Consider the following 16,389-nt stretch of genomic DNA (forward strand, 5'->3'; position numbering starts at 1 on the left):
GCGGTGGGGGCCGGGCGGGCGGGTCTCCGGTCCGGTGCTGGTGTTGATCGGGTGTCTGCCCGGCGTCTGCGCCCTGCTGGCGCTCGTGCTGTTCGTCCGCGGGGTCGACGGCCCCGCCACCGTGCGGACCGACCGGCACGGCGCGGGGCCGGCCATGACCACGTACCGCGCCGCCCGGCCGGCCATCGTGCCGCGCTCCGCCTGGCTGGGCCCCGAAGCCGGCCATCAGCCGCCCCCGCGTTACGACGACAAGGTGGTCGCCGTCTTCCTGCACCACACCGACTCGCCGAGCAACTACGACTGCGCGGACGCGCCCGCCATCATCCGGCACCTGTACGCCGGCCAGCGCGGCGACCGCAAGTGGGACGACCTCGGCTACAACTTCGTCGTCGACCGCTGCGGCACCATCTACGAGGGCCGCGCCGGAGGCGTCGACCGGCCCGTCACCGGCGCGCACACCCTGGGCTTCAACCACCGCACCGCCGGCATCGCCGCCCTCGGCACCTTCACCGCCGGCGTCCCGGTGCCCCGCGCCATGACCGACGCGATCGCCGCCCTGGCCGCCTGGAAGCTCGGTCTCGCCGGGATCGACCCGCGCGCCACCATCCGGCTGCTCTCCAGCAGCGACCACAGCCGCTACCGGGCCGGCACCACCGCCACCCTGCCCGTCCTGGCCGGCCACGACGCCGGCTACATGACCAGCTGCCCCGGCGCCGCGCTCAGCGCCCGCCTCCCCGAGATCCGCCGGCAGGCCGCCCGCCTCCAGGGCCGCCCCGTCGCCCCGCCGATCCCGCCCCGCACCTCGACCCCGGTGCACGTCCCCGCCCCGTCCCACCGGCCCGCCACACCTCACACACCCACCGCGGCCCGTACGGCGTCCAGAGCAACGCCTTAGGCGTCGAGCAGGCGAGCTCCCCAAGTCCCTTGTACGACAGGGAAGTCGGGCCCGGATCGGGCTTGTTCGCAACTTGGCGCAACGGGCCTGGGGAGCCTACCCTTTCAGGGCAAAAGTGGGGCAGGAGTGTGTGACCGGCGGTTCGGTTCGTGCCGTGCACTGGCCACTCCCGCCGTCCTCCTGCGGGCGTCCGCACGTGTGCGATACGGTGCGTGCGGACCGGCGAAAGCGGGAAATACGGGGGTTTCCAGGCATGGGCGGCCTTGCACCGACCGGTCTTTTCCGACCGCATGGTGAGGGGTAGTCAGCGGTGGGCGAGGGGGATCTGCTCGGGCTCGACTGGCACCGGAGCAGTGCCTGCGACCCGTACGAGTGTGTGGAGGTCGCCGTGACGGGCGGGGGAGTTCGTGTACGTGAGTCCCATCGCCCCGACACGCATGGCGTCGCCTTCGCGGGGCCGGCCTGGCGGGCATTCCTGGGCGCGTTATGCGGTAGAACCCGGATGGAGCCGACGGTGCCGAAGGAGCTTCGATGACAAGCGACTTCCGGCCACGGGGCGGGGTGGAGAGCGGCGACGGGGGGTGGCTGTGGTTCGATTGGGCCCAGCGCTGAGACGACATCCGCAGCACGGCCAGAGTCCATTTCGGCTACGTGATCAGCCGCATGATCAGTTACGTGGGGGCGAGATGGGGGAATCCGCGAAGACGCCGCTCGCGGTCGCGCACGCGACCCGGCCCCGCGGCAGAGCGCTCCTGCCGCTGCTCCCGCTGATCGCCGTCGTCTTCGTGATATCCGGCGGCGCGGCCACGCTGATCGGCGTCCTGCTCTCGCTCGCGGTGACGGGGGCGCTGCGCCCCTGGGTGTGGGCCCTGTCCGGCGCGCTGACGGCGGTCGTCGCCGGGGTGCTGCTCGACCGCGGGGCTACGGCCGCGACTCGTCGCTTTCCGCAGCTGACGGAGTGGTTCCGGCCGGGCGGCTGACGGGGTCCTGCGGCCGGTTCCTGAACCACCGGCGTATTCGCAGACCGCCGAAGACGGCCGTGCCGGTCCCGCCGAGGATCCACCCGCTGCGCTCCAGCGTGCCCAGCGACGGAGTGGAGTGCGGCGCGAACGAGTGCACCAGCGCCTGGATGACGACAACGACCAGCAGCGAACCGGCGTACATCAGCAGGAACACCAGGACGAGGCTCAGCAGGGCGACGACGAACCTGCGCAGCGCGGCCGTGGAGCCGAGGACCGCGGTCTGCAGGTACATCAGCAGGTCGACGGGCGTGGAGGGCCGGTCCGGCAGGATCTCCCGGGGCGTGGGGATGTCGATGCCGGGCCGGGGGCCGGCCGGGGCACCGCCGACGGCCGCGCCCGCGGGGATGACCGCGGTCGGTACGAGCGGCGCCGGCGGGTCGGCCGGCTCCGGGTCCGCCGAGGGCGGTTCGGGCTCCGCGGCGCCCGGGTCCGAGGCCTGCGCCCGGTCGCCGGCGTCGTCGGCCCGGGGTGCCGGCTGCCCGGTGGTCCCCGGCTGCGGCTGCCCGGCCGGGGGCGAAGCGGGGTCCGGCACAGGGGTGCCGGGGCGGGGGGCGCCGTTGCCCGCCCGCCACTGCCGTATCCAGGTGAGCACACCCGCCACGGGCCCTCTCCGATCTCTGCCCGGCTGTCTCCAGTCCGGTCGGAACTGCTAGGACGGGTACTGGCCCAGCACCTCGTCGATGAACGCGATCGCCTCGTCCCCGGAGACCGCCTCCTTGCGGGACGCCTCGAACCTCGTCAGGAACTCGTCGACCGCGGTCTGGTCGTCACGCGTGGTCAGCGCGCCGTTCGGGCCCTCCACGAACAGCACGTCGTCGCCGCTCTGGAAGGTCAGCGCGATCGAACCCTCGCGCAGCACCGGGTACGCGCCCCGGGTGAAGGGCACGACGCTCAGCTCCACGTGCGCCAGCGCGGCGTCGGACTTCAGGCGGGCCAGCTGCTCGCGCATCGTGGCCGCCCCGCCGACCGCACGGCGCAGCGCCGCCTCGTCGAGCAGGAACCGCAGCCGGGGTTCGGTCGCCGTCGCGCGCAGCAGCCGGCGCTGCCGCTCGGCCCGCAGCCGGACGATCGCGTCGGTCCGCTCGGGCGGCAGCTTGCTCAGCAGCGCGCGGGTGTACGCCTCGGTCTGGAGGAGGCCGGGGACGAGCGTCGGGTCGAAGGCGGACAGTTCGCTCGCCGCGCCCTCCAGTCCGAGGAACACCGCGAACGGCGGGCTCACCACGTCCCGGAACCGGTGCCACCACGGCGGGCGCCGGCTCTCCCGGGTGGCCTGCTCCAGGTCACGGCGGATGGTGGCGTCCGTGACGCCGTAGAGATCGAGAAGGGCGCGCAGGTCGGTCACGGACACCCCGACGGAGCCGCCCTCGATCCGGATGACCTTGGAGGGCGACCAGTCGAGGTGCTCGGCCACCTCGGGCTGGCTCATGCGCGCGTCATTGCGGAAGGCGCGCAGGGCGAACCGCACCCTGCGGCGCTCCAGAGCCGGATCTATCGATGTCATCTCCTCGCGGTCCCGATTCTTTGTCGAGGGTGACTTCGAGCCGCCGCCGGCAGAAGGCCCGGAGCGCGTCTGCCAGGTGGCAACCTGCTTCCGGGCGGCCTGCTACCTGGCTGCCCTGTGGATTGCGCTCAGCCTACCTCCGGCGCACACCGAACACGGAACACGCCCCGTGCGCGCGCTTTCTGACGGTGTGTCCTGTGGGGCGCAAGATAAGGAGGGAACGGCTGAAGCCCCAGGTCAGGGGGGATCGTGGGGCCGTGGAGATCTTCTACGGGCCAGGAGGGAATGTTTTCGGTCGAATTCAGGGCACGAATCAGCCCTTGAAACGATCCCAGAGTTTGGGGTAACGCTCCGCCAGGACAGCTTCGTTCTCGAAGTCGATCGACGTGCCCTCGGGCTCGCCGGGCGCCGGGGCGATGCCCAGCTCGGGCGCGACCGTGCCGGTCAGCTGCTCGTACGCCTCGTCCGCGGCGTAGCCCAGCTCCTCGCCGTCGCCGTCGATCTCCTCGTCGAACTCGCCCAGCAGGTCGGCCAGTGCGTCCGGGTCGTGCAGCCCGCCCTCGAAGACCTCCCGGCCCTGGCCGATCAGCCAGCACCGGAAGAAGTCGAACGCGTCGTCGCTGGCCCCGTCCAGCAGCACCCACGCGGCGCCCCACAGATCCCAGCGGTAGGCGCGGTTGTAGCGGGCCTCGAAGTGACGGGCGAAGTCCAGCACCAGGTCCGGCTCCAGCTGGAGCAGCCGGTCCACGAGCAGGTCGGCCTGCTCCTCGGCGTCGCCCTCGGCGCCCTCGCGGCTGGCGTCGATCAGCTCCCAGAACTCCGTCTCGTCCATCACGGCACCAGCATCGGGCCTCGGCCCGTGCGACGCACGCGGAGTGCGCCGGAGTACGCGGATCGTTATCCGGCACCGCCGCGGCCGTACCGCGCGGCGAGCCGGGCGGCGTCCGCCGCGAACCGCTCCCGCAGACGCGCCGGTGCCAGCACCTCGGCCTCCGCGCCGAGCGCCGTCAGCTGCGCGTACGCCACCTCCTCGGACTCCACCGGGACCGTCGCCGTCACCCAGCCCTCGCCGTCCGGCTCGCCCCCGCCGCCGAGCGCCTCACGCGCGGCCGCCGGATCGACGGCGTGCCGCAGCCGCCGCACCCCCTCCGGGGACAGCCGTACGACGACCTCGGCACACAGGATCGAACGCGCGAACCGCTCGGCCTGCCCGGCCCAGTACCCGGGCAGATCGAACCCGGAGTCCCGCACGAACCCCTCGGCCAGAACCTCCACAACACCGAACCGATCGAGCCGATACGTCCGGTAGCCCCCAGCCCCAGCCCCAGCTCCGACTCCGGCTCCGGTCTCGGTTCTCGCGTCAGCTCCGGCTGCCGCTCCCGCGTCGGTCCCGGTCTCGATCCCGACCGCAGCTCCGGCCCCGGCTCCGGCTCCGGCCCCGGCCCCGGCTCCGGCTCCGGCTCCGGCTCCGGCCCCGGCTCCGGCTCCGGCTCCGGTTTTGCCCCCGGCTCCGGTCTCGGTTCTCGCGTCAGCTCCGGCTGCCGCTCCCGCGTCGGTCCCGGTCTCGATCCCGACCGCAGCTCCGGCCCCGGCCCCAGTTCTGCCCCCGGCTCCGGTCCCGGTTCTCGCGGCAGCCCCGGATGCCGTTCCCGCCTCGGTCCCGGTCCCGGCTGCCGCTCCGGTTCCTGCTCCGGTCCCGGTTCCCGTGGTGGTCGCGGCTCCGGGGCCCGTTTCGGCGTCGGTGATGCGGGCGCACAGGTACCAGACCCCGGCTTTCAGTACGAGTCCGTAGGGCTCCAGTTGTCGGTCGACCGTGATGTCCGCGCGCCGGTAGAGCGCGCGGATGCGGCGGTCGGACCACACCGCCTCGGCCACCACCGGCAGCAGCGCGGGTGTCCGCGGCTCGCGGAACCAGGCCGGCGCGTCCAGGTGAAAGCGCTGGGCCGCGCTGTCCGGGGCGTCTCGCAGCGAGGGCAGCAGGGCGGCCGACACCTTCAGCCGGGCGGCGGAGGCGGCGTCCTCCAGGCCCATCTCCCGCAGCGCCCCCGGCACCCCGCTCAGGAACAGTGCCTCGGCCTCGCTCCGGGCCAGCCCGGTCAGCCGTGTACGGTACCCGCCGACCAGGCGGTAGCCGCCGGCCCGCCCCCGGTCGGCGTACACCGGCACCCCTGCCTCCGACAGCGCCTGCGCGTCCCGGGTGACCGTCCGCTCCGACACCTCCAGCTCCCGCGCCAGCTCGGCCGCGGTCATGACGGGCCGGGACTGGAGGAGGAGCACCATCTTGATGAGCCGGGCGGCGCGCATACGGCCATCATGCAACGAGGCCCCCGCCGCGGTGTCCGCGGCGGGGGCCTCGTCGGAAGGCTCTTACGGCCCGTTCTTACAGCCCGTACTTCTCCCGGGCCTCCTTGACCGCCGTGGCCTTGACCTCGCCGCGCCGGGCGAGCTGGGCCAGGGCCGCGACGACGATCGACTTGGCGTCGACGCCGAAGTGGCGGCGGGCCGCGTCGCGGGTGTCCGACAGGCCGAAGCCGTCGGCGCCCAGCGAGGAGTAGTCCTGCTCCACCCACTGCGCGATCTGGTCCGGGACCTGGCGCATGTAGTCGGAGACGGCCAGCACCGGGCCCTCGGCGCCCTGCAGCGCCTGGCGGACGTAGGGCACGCGCTCCTCGCCGCGCAGGAGGGCCGCGTCGGCCTCCATGGCGTCCCGGCGCAGCTCCGTCCAGGAGGTCGCGGACCAGACGTCGGCCGCGACACCCCACTCCTCGGCGAGCAGCTTCTGCGCGTCGAGGGCCCAGTGGATCGCCGTACCCGAGCCCAGCAGCTGGATGCGCGCGGCGTTGGCGGCCGGGGACAGGCCCGCGGACTCCGCGGTGTTGAAGCGGTACAGACCCTTGACGATGCCCTCGTCGATGCCGAGGCCCTGCGGCTTCGCGGGCTGCGGCAGCGGCTCGTTGTAGACCGTCAGGTAGTAGAAGACGTTCTGGTCCTCGCCCGGCTTGGCCTCGCCGTACATCCGGCGCAGACCCTCGCGGACGATCACCGCGATCTCGTAGGCGAAGGCCGGGTCGTAGGAGAGGGCGGCGGGGTTCGTCGCCGCGATCACCGGGGAGTGGCCGTCGGCGTGCTGCAGGCCCTCGCCCGTCAGGGTCGTACGGCCCGCCGTGGCGCCCACGAGGAAGCCGCGGCCGAGCTGGTCGCCGAGCTGCCACATCTGGTCGGCCGTGCGCTGCCAGCCGAACATCGAGTAGAAGATGTAGAAGGGGATCATCGCCTCGCCGTGCGTCGCGTACGACGACGAAGCGGCGATGAAGTCGGCCATCGAACCGGCCTCGGTGATCCCCTCGTTGAGGATCTGGCCGTTCTTGGCCTCCTTGTAGTACATCAGCTGGTCGCGGTCGACCGGCTCGTACGTCTGGCCCTTGGGGGAGTAGATGCCCAGCGAGGGGAACAGGGACTCCATGCCGAAGGTGCGCGCCTCGTCGGGGACGATCGGCACCCAGCGCTTGCCCGTCTCCTTGTCGCGGACCAGATCCTTGACCAGGCGGACGAAGGCCATGGTGGTGGCCACGTTCTGCGAGCCGGAGCCCTTGTCGAAGGAGGCGAAGGCCTTCTCGGCGGGGGCGGGCAGCGGGGCGAGGGCGTGCGTGCGGCGGGCGGGGGCCGGGCCGCCGAGGGCCGCGCGGCGCTCCTGGAGGTAGCGGACCTCGGGGGAGTCGGCGCCCGGGTGGCCGTAGGGGACCACGCCGTCGGTGAACTGGCTGTCGGAGATGGGCAGTTCAAGGAGATCGCGCATCGTCTTGAACTCGTCCACCGTCAGCTTCTTCATCTGGTGGTTGGCGTTCTTCGACGCGAAGCCGTCGCCCAGGGTGTGGCCCTTGACCGTCTGGGCCAGGATCACGGTCGGCGCGCCCTTGTGCTCGACGGCGGCCTTGTACGCGGCGTAGACCTTGCGCGCCTCGTGACCGCCGCGCGAGAGGTGGAAGCACTCCAGGATCTTGTCGTCGCTCAGCAGCTTCGCCAGCTCGGCGAGCGCGGGGTCCGTGCCGAAGAAGTCCTGGCGGATGTAGGCGGCGTCGCGGGTCTGGTACGTCTGGACCTGCGCGTCCGGTACCTCGCGCAGGCGGCGTACCAGCGCGCCCGTCGTGTCGAGGGCGAACAGCTCGTCCCAGGCGGAACCCCAGAGCGTCTTGACGACGTTCCAGCCGGCGCCGCGGAACTGGGCCTCCAGCTCCTGCACGATCTTGAAGTTGGCGCGGACCGGGCCGTCGAGGCGCTGCAGGTTGCAGTTGATGACGAAGGTCAGGTTGTCCAGGCCCTCGCGGGAGGCGAGCGCGAGTGCGGCCGTCGACTCCGGCTCGTCCATCTCGCCGTCGCCGAGGAACGCCCACACGTGCGAGGCGGAGACGTCCTTGATGCCGCGGTTGGTCAGGTAGCGGTTGAAGCGCGCCTGGTAGATCGCGGAGAGCGGGCCGAGGCCCATCGACACCGTCGGGAACTCCCACAGCCAGGGCAGCCGGCGCGGGTGCGGGTACGACGGCAGGCCGTTGCCGCCGGCCTCCTGGCGGAAGTTGTCGAGGTGCGCCTCGGTCAGGCGGCCGTCGAGGAAGGCGCGGGCGTAGATGCCGGGGGAGGCGTGGCCCTGGATGTACAGCTGGTCGCCGGAACCGTCGCCCTCCTTGCCCTTGAAGAAGTGGTTGAAGCCGGTCTCGTACAGCCACGCGGCCGACGCGAAGGTGGCGATGTGGCCGCCCACACCGTGCTTCGAGCCGCGGGTCACCATGGCGGCCGCGTTCCAGCGGTTCCAGGCGGTGATCCGGGCCTCCATCTCCGGGTCACCGGGCAGGCCCGGCTCCGCGGAGGTGGGGATGGTGTTGACGTAGTCCGTCTCGAGAAGCTTCGGCAGCGCGATGCCGCCCGCCTCGGCACGCTCCAGCGTCCGGCGCATCAGGTACGCGGCACGGTGCGGCCCGGCCTGCTGGGCGACGGCGTCCAGAGAGGCCTGCCATTCGGCGGTCTCCTCCGGGTCGCGGTCCGGGAGCTGGTCGAGCGCGCTCGGCTGGATGGCGTTGGGGTCGGTCATGTCGCCGCCTTCCTCAGTCGAAGGGGGTTCCCTCATCGGTAAAGGGTTCGGGGGTGCCCTTGGTCTTTGGCAGGACAGGGCGAGGACTTCGGTGGAAGTCCGTCGAAGACCATAACTCCTTGATCGATGATCGATCAAAGGGTTGAGGGGCAAAACTTCTCGATGGGAAGAAAGTCGGCACCCGGTGCCCTGGGTGGTGGCACCGGGTGACGCTGATTCGCCTTGTTTTCGCAGGTGGGGCGGCGTATGAGCGAGGGCTTGCTCGACTGAATCAGGCGCGCGGGGCGCAGCCGAGGACGTGGGCCTTCACCAGCTCCGCGATCCGCGGATCCCGGCGCTTGAAGGCCTGCACCAGCTCCTCGTGCTCCTCCGCGTACGACTGCTGGACCGTGCCCAGCCAGCGGATGGACAGCGCCGTGAAGACCTCGATACCGAGGCCCTCCCAGGTGTGCAGCAGCACCGAGTTGTCCGCCGCGCGGACCAGCTCGCGGTGGAAGCCGACCGTGTGGCGGACCTGGGCGGTGCCGTCGGCGTCGCGGTCGGCCTCGTACAGGGCCAGGACGTGCGGCTCCAGGGCCGAGCAGTCCTCGGCGAGGCGGTCGGCCGCCAGCTCCGCGGCGATGGCCTCCAGCCCGGCCCGGACCGGGTAGCTCTCCTCCAGGTCGGCCGCGGTCAGATTGCGCACCCGGACGCCCTTGTTCGGCGCCGACTCGATCAGCCGCAGCGACTCCAGCTCGCGCAGGGCCTCGCGGACCGGGGTCTGGCTCACCTCCAGCTCGGTCGCGATCCGCCGCTCCACGATGCGCTCGCCCGGCTGCCAGCGCCCGCTCACGATTCCCTCCACGATGTGCTCGCGGATCTGTTCGCGCAGCGAGTGGACGACGGGCGCGGTCATGGAGGCTCCTTAGGGAGGGCTGACGTTTAGACAATACGGCGGGTTCGCTCCGCGGGCTGGACGTGTGGGGGTGCTTTTGCGCAGGTGAGACGAGGCTTACACGTACCGTGTGCCGACAAACACGAACACCCCGTCCGGAAGGGTTCCGGACGGGGTGCCGTACTGCCTGATCAGGTCAGGAAAGCCAGAGACCTAGATCGACTTCGTTGAGATCCTCGGCCCTTTACAGCCCGAGCTCGACCTCGAACTCGCCCGCCTCCAGGATCGCCTTGACGGCCGTCAGGTAGCGGGCCGCGTCGGCGCCGTCGACCAGACGGTGGTCGTAGGAGAGGGTCAGGTAGGTCATGTCGCGGACGCCGATGACCGTACCCTCCTCGGTCTCGATGACGGCCGGACGCTTGACCGTGGCACCGATGCCGAGGATCGCGACCTGGTTCGGCGGCACGATGATCGTGTCGAACAGCGCGCCGCGCGAGCCGGTGTTGGAGATGGTGAAGGTCGCGCCGGACAGCTCGTCCGGGGTGATCTTGTTGGCGCGCACCTTGCCGGCCAGGTCGGCCGTGGCCTTGGAGATACCGGCGATGTTGAGGTCACCGGCACCCTTGATGACCGGGGTCATCAGGCCCTTCTCGGAGTCCACCGCGATACCGATGTTCTCGGTGTCGAAGTAGGTGATGGTGCCCTCGGCCTCGTTGATCCGGGCGTTGATGACCGGGTGGGCCTTCAGCGCCTGGGCGGCGGCCTTGACGAAGAACGGCATCGGGGAGAGCTTGACGCCCTCGCGGGCCGCGAACGAGTCCTTGGCCTGGTTGCGCAGACGCATCAGGCGGGTCACGTCGACCTCGACGACGGAGGACAGCTGGGCCTGCTCGTGCAGCGCCTTGACCATGTTGTCGCCGATGACCTTGCGGATGCGGGTCATCTTGACGGTCTGGCCGCGCAGGGGGGAGACCTCCAGCGCCGGGGCCTTCTTGGCGGCAGGGCCTCCGGCAGTCACAGCTGCGGCCACGGGGGCCGGGGCAGCGGCGGCCTTCGCGGCCTCGGCGGCGGCGATGACGTCCTGCTTGCGGATACGGCCGCCGACGCCGGTGCCCTTGACGGCGCCCAGGTCGACGCCGTTCTCGGCGGCGAGCTTGCGCACCAGCGGGGTGACGTACGCGCCCTCGTCCGTCGCCTGGGCGGCGGCCGGAGCGGGAGCGGCGGGGGCCGGGGCGACCGGAGCCGGAGCGGCCGGGGCCACCGGAGCGGCCGGGGCAGCGGCGACCGGGGCGGGCGCCGGAGCCGGAGCGGCGGGCGCGGGGGCGACCGGAGCCGGGGCAGCCGGAGCGGCCGGGGCAGCGGCGGCGGGGGCCGGGGCGGCAGCAGGGGGCGCGGCGACAGCCGCTCCAGTGGAGCCGGTGCTTGCACCGGGGGCACCCGGGGCGCCGATGACGGCGAGCTTGGCGCCGACCTCGGCGGTCTCGTCCTCGCCGACCACGATCTCCAGCAGGACACCGGCGACAGGCGCCGGGATCTCGGTGTCGACCTTGTCGGTGGAGACCTCGAGCAGGGGCTCGTCCTCCGCGACCTCCTCGCCGACCTGCTTCAGCCAGCGGGTGACGGTGCCCTCGGTGACGGACTCACCGAGGGCGGGGAGGACCACGTCCGTGCCGGTGGCGCCGGCGGCGGCCGGGGCAGCGGCGGGGGCGGCCGGGGCAGCCGGAGCCGCGGGGGCCTCGGCGACCGGGGCCGGGGCAGGCTCGGCGGCCGGGGCCGGAGCGGCAGCGGGCGCGCCCGTGCCGTCGTCGATGATGGCCAGCTCGGCGCCGACCTCGACCGTCTCGTCCTCGGCGACCTTGATGGAGGACAGCACACCGGAGACGGGCGAGGGGATCTCGGTGTCGACCTTGTCGGTCGACACCTCCAGCAGCGGCTCGTCGGCCTCGACGCGCTCGCCCTCGGCCTTCAGCCAGCGGGTGACAGTGCCCTCGGTGACGCTCTCACCGAGCGCCGGAAGGGTTACGGAAACCGCCATGGTTTCGGTTGCTCCTTACGAAATTGCGGAAGTCTGTGTCGTCGCGCCCGTTGACCGAAGGCTCAGTCGTGGGAGTGCAGCGGCTTGCCGGCCAGCGCCAGGTGCGCCTCGCCCATCGCCTCGTTCTGCGTCGGGTGGGCGTGGATGAGCTGGGCGACCTCGGCCGGCAGCGCCTCCCAGTTGTAGATCAGCTGGGCCTCGCCGACCTGCTCGCCCATGCGGTCGCCGACCATGTGGACGCCGACCACGGCACCGTCCTTCACCTGGACGAGCTTGATCTCGCCCGCGGTGTTGAGGATCTTGCTCTTGCCGTTGCCCGCCAGGTTGTACTTCAGAGCGACGACCTTGTCCGCGCCGTAGATCTCCTTGGCCTTGGCCTCGGTGATACCGACGGAGGCGACCTCCGGGTGGCAGTACGTCACCCGCGGGACACCGTCGTAGTCGATCGGAACGACCTTCAGACCGGCCAGACGCTCCGCCACCAGGATGCCCTCGGCGAAGCCGACGTGCGCGAGCTGGAGCGTCGGGACCAGGTCACCGACGGCGGAGATGGTCGGGACGTTCGTCCGCATGTACTCGTCGACCAGGACGTAGCCGCGGTCCATGGCGACGCCCTGCTCCTCGTAGCCCAGGCCCTGGGAGACCGGGCCACGGCCGACGGCGACGAGGAGGACCTCGGCCTCGAACTCCTTGCCGTCGGCGAGGGTGACCTTCACGCCGTCCTGCGTGTACTCGGCCTTCTGGAAGAAGGTGCCGAGGTTGAACTTGATGCCGCGCTTGCGGAACGCGCGCTCAAGAAGCTTCGAAGAGTTCTCGTCCTCGACCGGGACGAGGTGCTTCAGGCCCTCGATGACCGTGACGTCGGCACCGAAGGACTTCCACGCCGAGGCGAACTCGACGCCGATGACACCGCCGCCCAGGATGATCGCGGACTTCGGCACGCGGTCCAGGACGAGGGCGTGGTCGGAGGAGATGATGCGGTTGCCGTCGATCTCCAGGCCCGGCAGCGACTTCGGCACGGAGCCGGTCGCCAGCAGGACGTGGCGGCCCTGGACGCGCTGGCCGTTCACGTCGACGGAGGTGGGGGAGGACAGCCGGCCCTCACCCTCGATGTAGGTCACCTTGCGGGAGGCGATCAGACCCTGCAGGCCCTTGTACAGGCCCGCGATGACGCCGTCCTTGTACTTGTGGACGGCCGGGACGTCGATGCCCTCGAAGGTGGCCTTGACGCCGAACTGCTCGCTCTCGCGGGCCTGGTCGGCGATCTCGCCCGCGTGGAGCAGGGCCTTGGTGGGGATGCAACCCCGGTGCAGGCAGGTGCCGCCGACCTTGTCCTTCTCGATCAGGGCGACGTCCAGGCCCAGCTGCGCCCCGCGCAGGGCCGCGGCGTAACCACCGCTACCACCGCCGAGGATCACTAGGTCGAAAACGGTGCTGGCGTCGTTCGCCACGTCACGTCCTCCATGCATGTGCGCCTTGCGCCGATCTCCAGTGACCGACGGGCGGCTGGTGTCCGGCCGCTTGATGCTTCGGCCCTTCGGTGGGGCCCTGTCCTGCCGGGCTCCATCTTTGCACTTGTTCGAGGCGTACGAGACGCCGGGCCGGGGTGTGAGACGCCCCACTAGAGCGCCCGAAGGGGCGCGGGGCTGTATTTGATATGCGGCTCCGCCGCGCGGGCGCGACCAGCCCCCACGCGGCGGAACGGCGATACGACAGTGAGCCCCGAATCAGCCCAAGTCGCCGGAGGCGGTCTGCTCCGCCAGCCGGACCAGCGTCCGCACCGCCGACCCCGTACCACCCTTCGGCGTGTACCCGAACGCCCCGCCCTCGTTGAACGCCGGGCCGGCGATGTCGAGGTGCGCCCAGGTGATGCCCTCGCCCACGAACTCGCGCAGGAACAGACCGGCGACCAGGCCGCCGCCCATCCGCTCGCCCATGTTCGCGATGTCGGCGACCTGGGACTCCATGCCCTTGCGCAGGTGCTCCGGCAGCGGCATCGGCCAGGCCGGCTCGCCGACCTCCTCGGCCGCCTCGTGCAGCGCGGAGCGGAACGCGTCGTCGTTGGCCATGACACCGAAGGTGCGGCTGCCCAGCGCCAGCATCATCGCGCCGGTGAGGGTCGCGACGTCCACGATCGCGTCCGGCTTCTCCAGCGAGGCCGCCCACAGCGCGTCGGCGAGCACCAGCCGGCCCTCGGCGTCGGTGTTGAGCACCTCCACCGTCTTGCCGCTGAACATGCGCAGCACGTCACCCGGGCGCACCGCGGAGCCGGAGGGCATGTTCTCGGCCAGCGCGAGCCAGCCGGTGACGTTGACCTCCAGGCCGAGGCGCGCGGCGGCGACGACCGCGGCGAACACGGCGGCGGCACCGCTCATGTCGCACTTCATGGTCTCGTTGTGGCCGGCCGGCTTCAGCGAGATGCCGCCCGAGTCGTAGGTGATGCCCTTGCCGACGAAGGCCAGGTGCTTGTCCGCCTTCGGGTGCTTGTACGTCAGCTTCACCAGGCGCGGGGTCGCGGCCGAGCCGCCGCCGACGCCGAGGATGCCGCCGTAACCGCCCTTGACCAGCGCCTTGTCGTCGAGCACCTGCACCTTGAGGCCGTGCTCCTTGGCCGCGGTCTGCGCGATGTCCGCGAAGATGGCAGGCGTCAGGTCGTTCGGCGGGGTGTTGATCAGGTCGCGGGCGCGGTTCAGCTCCTCGGAGACCGCGACGGCGCGGGCGACGGCGCTCTTGTGGGCGGCGTCGCGCGGCTTGCCGCCGAGCAGAGCGGCCTCGGCGAGCGGCGCCTTGCCGTTCTTGCCCTTGGCGGCGCCGTTCGCCGCCTCCTTGTAGGCGTCGAAGGCGTACGCGCCGAGCAGCACGCCCTCGGCGATCGCGCCGACGGCGCCCGGGCCGTCGACGGGCAGCGCGAACGCGGCCTTCTTGGCACCGGCGAGCGCCCGGGCGGCCACGCCGGCCGCCTTGCGCAGCGCGTCGGCGCCGAAGCCGTCCGTCTCGTCCTTGGCGTCGGACTCGGCGCCCAGACCCACCGCCACCACGAGCGGGGCCTTGAAGTCCGCCGGAGCGGGCAGCTTGGTCAGCTCACCCTCGGCACCCGAGGCGCCGAGGGTCTCCAGGACGCCGGCCAGCTTGCCGTCGTACGCCTTGTCCACGGCCTCGGCGCCCGGCGCCACGACGGGGCCCTTGGTTCCCTTGGCGACACCGATCACGATCGCGTCGGCCCGGAGGCCGGGCGCCGCGGAGGTGCTGAGAGTCAGAGCAGTCACGGTGGTGAATTCTCGCTTCCGATGTGAAGTTGCTGTGGCCGATGCGGGGTGGGTCGACCGGGCCCGAGAGCCGACCCTAGGTCCAGGCCTGAGGACAGGTGGCAACCGGGGCCTTCACCGTGTCGGCGAACACCCGCAACGAGACTACGCGCGTGCGGGCGTCCACTCATTCCCCCGGGTATTCACCGGACTGTGATGTCACGGCCATGTCCCGCCCTCGGGCACGCCGCCCGGCGCATCGGCACCGGCCCGCCGGAAGGTCCCCTCGACGGAGGTGCCGGCCAGTCGGTCGGCCAGCGAACGGCGGCCGGGGAGGAACACCGGCACCGCGTTGACCAGGAACAACACCACGGCGGCCGCCCAGACCAGCAACGACAGCAGGAAGTGGCCCTCGATCAGCAGCACGCAGGCCAGCGCGAACACGGCGACGTCGGCGGCGGTGGTGACGGCCGCGCGGCGCAGGGTGTGGCGGGACCGCTGCGGGGTGACCTGCAGGCCGAGCAGGCCCTTGCCGAGGGTGCGGCCGAGCAGCCGCAGACAGGCCCACTGGTACAGGAACGTGACGAGCACGAGTGCTCCGAAGGCCTCCTCCACGTCCAGCACCACCGAGTTCCACAGGGACAGTCCGAGGTGCTCGGAGGCACCGACGACGTCGCCGCGCGAGGTCACGAGGTCGAGGCCGCCCTTCGTGGCCAGGGACGGGACGTCGGTGACGAGGGCGGTGATGCGGTGGAAGGTGAGGACGGCCAGCAGCACGGCCGCGCCCGTCACGAGTGCGAAATCTATGAACCAGGCCATGCCGCGGCGCAGCTTCAACACGGAGATCCCCCGATCGTGCTCACTTGTCCGTGTACGGGCGGAGAGCTTAGCGCTCAGTGGCCGAGAGCCAGTACCACCAGCGCCGCCGTGGCCGCCGTCTCCTCCAGTGCCCCGAAGACGTCCCCCGTCACCCCGCCGAACCGCCGTACGCAGCGCCGCAGCAGCAGTTCGGCCGCGGCCAGGGCCAGCAGCACGGCGGCCGCCGCGCGGACGGTGCCGTACGTCCCGAACGGCGCGCCCCCGGCCGCCGCCGCGAGCGTGCACAGCGCCGCGGCCGCCAGCGCGCCCCCTACCGGCACCACTTCGGCGACCGCCGCGCCGAGTCCCTCCGGACGGGCCGCCGGTACGCCGGTGCGGGCGGCCAGGGTGAGGGCGAGGCGGGCGGCCACCGCGCAGGTCAGGGCGGCCGCCGCGCCCCGGCCCCAGGAGTCGCCGTAGAGCTGGGCCAGCACGGCGACCTGGGCCAGCAGGGTGAGGACCAGGGTGATGACGCCGAAGGGGCCGATGTCCGACTGCTTCATGATCCGCAGGGCGTCGTCCGCGGGCTTGCCGCTGCCCAGCCCGTCCGCCGTGTCCGCGAGGCCGTCGAGGTGCAGGCCGCGGGTGAGCGCCGCCGGAACGGCGGCGGAGCCGACGGCGGCGAGCAGCGGGCCGGCGCCGAGGGCAAGCAGCAGCAGGCCGAGGCCGGCCGCCGCCGCGCCGACGACCAGCCCGGCCGCCGGCGCGGCCAGCATGCCGCCGCGCGCGGCCCCACGGTCCCAGCGGTGCACCCGGACGGGCAGCACGGTGAGGGTGCCGAAGGCGAAACGGAGGCCGTCGAGGGGCGAGGGTGACGAGGTCGTGGGCATCGGCGCAGGGTATCCGGCGGCCGCCGGGCTCCCCAGGGGCGTCAGG

The 16,389-nt window shown here is 72.2% G+C and carries 14 protein-coding genes and 1 pseudogene; 3 read left to right on the top strand and 12 right to left on the bottom strand.

Annotated features, from left to right (window positions below):
- Positions 1 to 34: 34 nt before the first annotated feature.
- The 3 genes from BIV25_RS12560 to BIV25_RS12565 all read left to right on the top strand — a co-directional run bounded on the left by BIV25_RS12560 (position 35) and on the right by BIV25_RS12565 (position 1,875).
- Positions 35 to 895, top strand: a complete 861-nt coding sequence (locus tag BIV25_RS12560) for a peptidoglycan recognition protein (RefSeq protein WP_107486084.1) — start codon at positions 35 to 37, stop codon at positions 893 to 895.
- A gap of 310 nt (positions 896 to 1,205) precedes the next feature.
- Complete coding sequence (locus BIV25_RS54325) at positions 1,206 to 1,430, top strand: DUF397 domain-containing protein (RefSeq protein ID WP_079176596.1); 225 nt, start codon at positions 1,206 to 1,208, stop codon at positions 1,428 to 1,430.
- A gap of 151 nt (positions 1,431 to 1,581) precedes the next feature.
- Complete coding sequence (locus tag BIV25_RS12565; RefSeq protein ID WP_071372349.1) at positions 1,582 to 1,875, top strand: hypothetical protein; 294 nt, start codon at positions 1,582 to 1,584, stop codon at positions 1,873 to 1,875.
- Here the strand turns inward: BIV25_RS12565 and BIV25_RS12570 are convergent.
- From BIV25_RS12570 to BIV25_RS12625, 12 genes and pseudogenes are all read right to left on the bottom strand, one after another.
- Positions 1,817 to 2,518, bottom strand: coding sequence for a hypothetical protein (locus BIV25_RS12570; protein ID WP_071372350.1), 702 nt, complete (start codon positions 2,516 to 2,518; stop codon positions 1,817 to 1,819). The two genes, BIV25_RS12565 and BIV25_RS12570, sit on opposite strands and share 59 nt — an antisense overlap.
- 48 nt (positions 2,519 to 2,566) lie before the next feature.
- A complete protein-coding gene (locus tag BIV25_RS12575; RefSeq protein WP_071372351.1) occupies positions 2,567 to 3,418 on the bottom strand; it encodes a helix-turn-helix transcriptional regulator in 852 nt (283 codons plus the stop codon).
- A gap of 313 nt (positions 3,419 to 3,731) precedes the next feature.
- Positions 3,732 to 4,250, bottom strand: a complete 519-nt coding sequence (locus tag BIV25_RS12580; RefSeq protein ID WP_071372352.1) for a DUF4240 domain-containing protein — start codon at positions 4,248 to 4,250, stop codon at positions 3,732 to 3,734.
- A 65-nt stretch (positions 4,251 to 4,315) separates the two neighbouring features.
- Positions 4,316 to 5,176 (bottom strand): WYL domain-containing protein, encoded by an 861-nt coding sequence (locus BIV25_RS54330; RefSeq protein ID WP_371273016.1) that lies wholly within the window; start codon positions 5,174 to 5,176, stop codon positions 4,316 to 4,318.
- Positions 5,156 to 5,722, bottom strand: a pseudogene (locus tag BIV25_RS52665) (helix-turn-helix transcriptional regulator); the annotation flags it as partial. The gene BIV25_RS54330 and the pseudogene BIV25_RS52665, both read right to left, overlap by 21 nt.
- Positions 5,723 to 5,798: 76 nt before the next feature.
- Positions 5,799 to 8,501 carry a pyruvate dehydrogenase (acetyl-transferring), homodimeric type gene (gene aceE / locus BIV25_RS12595; RefSeq protein ID WP_071372353.1) on the bottom strand — a complete coding sequence of 901 codons (2,703 nt, stop codon included), beginning with the start codon at positions 8,499 to 8,501 and terminating at the stop codon, positions 5,799 to 5,801.
- 271 nt (positions 8,502 to 8,772) lie between these two features.
- Entirely contained in the window at positions 8,773 to 9,396 is a 624-nt protein-coding gene (locus tag BIV25_RS12600; RefSeq protein ID WP_071372354.1) for a GntR family transcriptional regulator, read from the bottom strand.
- 223 nt (positions 9,397 to 9,619) lie between these two features.
- Positions 9,620 to 11,410 (bottom strand): 2-oxoglutarate dehydrogenase, E2 component, dihydrolipoamide succinyltransferase, encoded by a 1,791-nt coding sequence (gene sucB, locus BIV25_RS12605; RefSeq protein ID WP_071372355.1) that lies wholly within the window; start codon positions 11,408 to 11,410, stop codon positions 9,620 to 9,622.
- Positions 11,411 to 11,472: 62 nt separating this feature from the next.
- Positions 11,473 to 12,861: a dihydrolipoyl dehydrogenase gene (lpdA, locus tag BIV25_RS12610; protein ID WP_071372356.1), complete on the bottom strand. Its 1,389-nt coding sequence runs from the start codon at positions 12,859 to 12,861 to the stop codon at positions 11,473 to 11,475.
- Between the two features lie 276 nt (positions 12,862 to 13,137).
- Positions 13,138 to 14,676 (bottom strand): leucyl aminopeptidase, encoded by a 1,539-nt coding sequence (locus BIV25_RS12615; RefSeq protein ID WP_071372357.1) that lies wholly within the window; start codon positions 14,674 to 14,676, stop codon positions 13,138 to 13,140.
- A 198-nt stretch (positions 14,677 to 14,874) separates the two neighbouring features.
- Positions 14,875 to 15,495, bottom strand: coding sequence for an RDD family protein (locus BIV25_RS12620; protein WP_256255777.1), 621 nt, complete (start codon positions 15,493 to 15,495; stop codon positions 14,875 to 14,877).
- 53 nt (positions 15,496 to 15,548) lie between these two features.
- The gene (locus tag BIV25_RS12625) at positions 15,549 to 16,343 is read right to left on the bottom strand and encodes an adenosylcobinamide-GDP ribazoletransferase (protein ID WP_071372358.1); all 795 of its coding nucleotides are present in this window, start codon (positions 16,341 to 16,343) and stop codon (positions 15,549 to 15,551) included.
- Between the last annotated feature and the right edge of the window lie 46 nt (positions 16,344 to 16,389).

Origin of the sequence: Streptomyces sp. MUSC 14 (assembly GCF_001866675.1) — a bacterium.
Classification (GTDB): domain Bacteria; phylum Actinomycetota; class Actinomycetes; order Streptomycetales; family Streptomycetaceae; genus Streptomyces.

Coding starts and splice junctions, on each gene's coding strand:
- BIV25_RS12580 (WP_071372352.1), bottom strand. CDS start 4,250: ATGGACGAGACGGAGTTCTGGGAGCTGATCGACGCCAGCCGCGAGGGC.
- BIV25_RS12600 (WP_071372354.1), bottom strand. CDS start 9,396: ATGACCGCGCCCGTCGTCCACTCGCTGCGCGAACAGATCCGCGAGCAC.
- aceE (WP_071372353.1), bottom strand. CDS start 8,501: ATGACCGACCCCAACGCCATCCAGCCGAGCGCGCTCGACCAGCTCCCG.
- BIV25_RS12575 (WP_071372351.1), bottom strand. CDS start 3,418: ATGACATCGATAGATCCGGCTCTGGAGCGCCGCAGGGTGCGGTTCGCC.
- BIV25_RS12565 (WP_071372349.1), top strand. CDS start 1,582: ATGGGGGAATCCGCGAAGACGCCGCTCGCGGTCGCGCACGCGACCCGG.
- sucB (WP_071372355.1), bottom strand. CDS start 11,410: ATGGCGGTTTCCGTAACCCTTCCGGCGCTCGGTGAGAGCGTCACCGAG.
- BIV25_RS12625 (WP_071372358.1), bottom strand. CDS start 16,343: ATGCCCACGACCTCGTCACCCTCGCCCCTCGACGGCCTCCGTTTCGCC.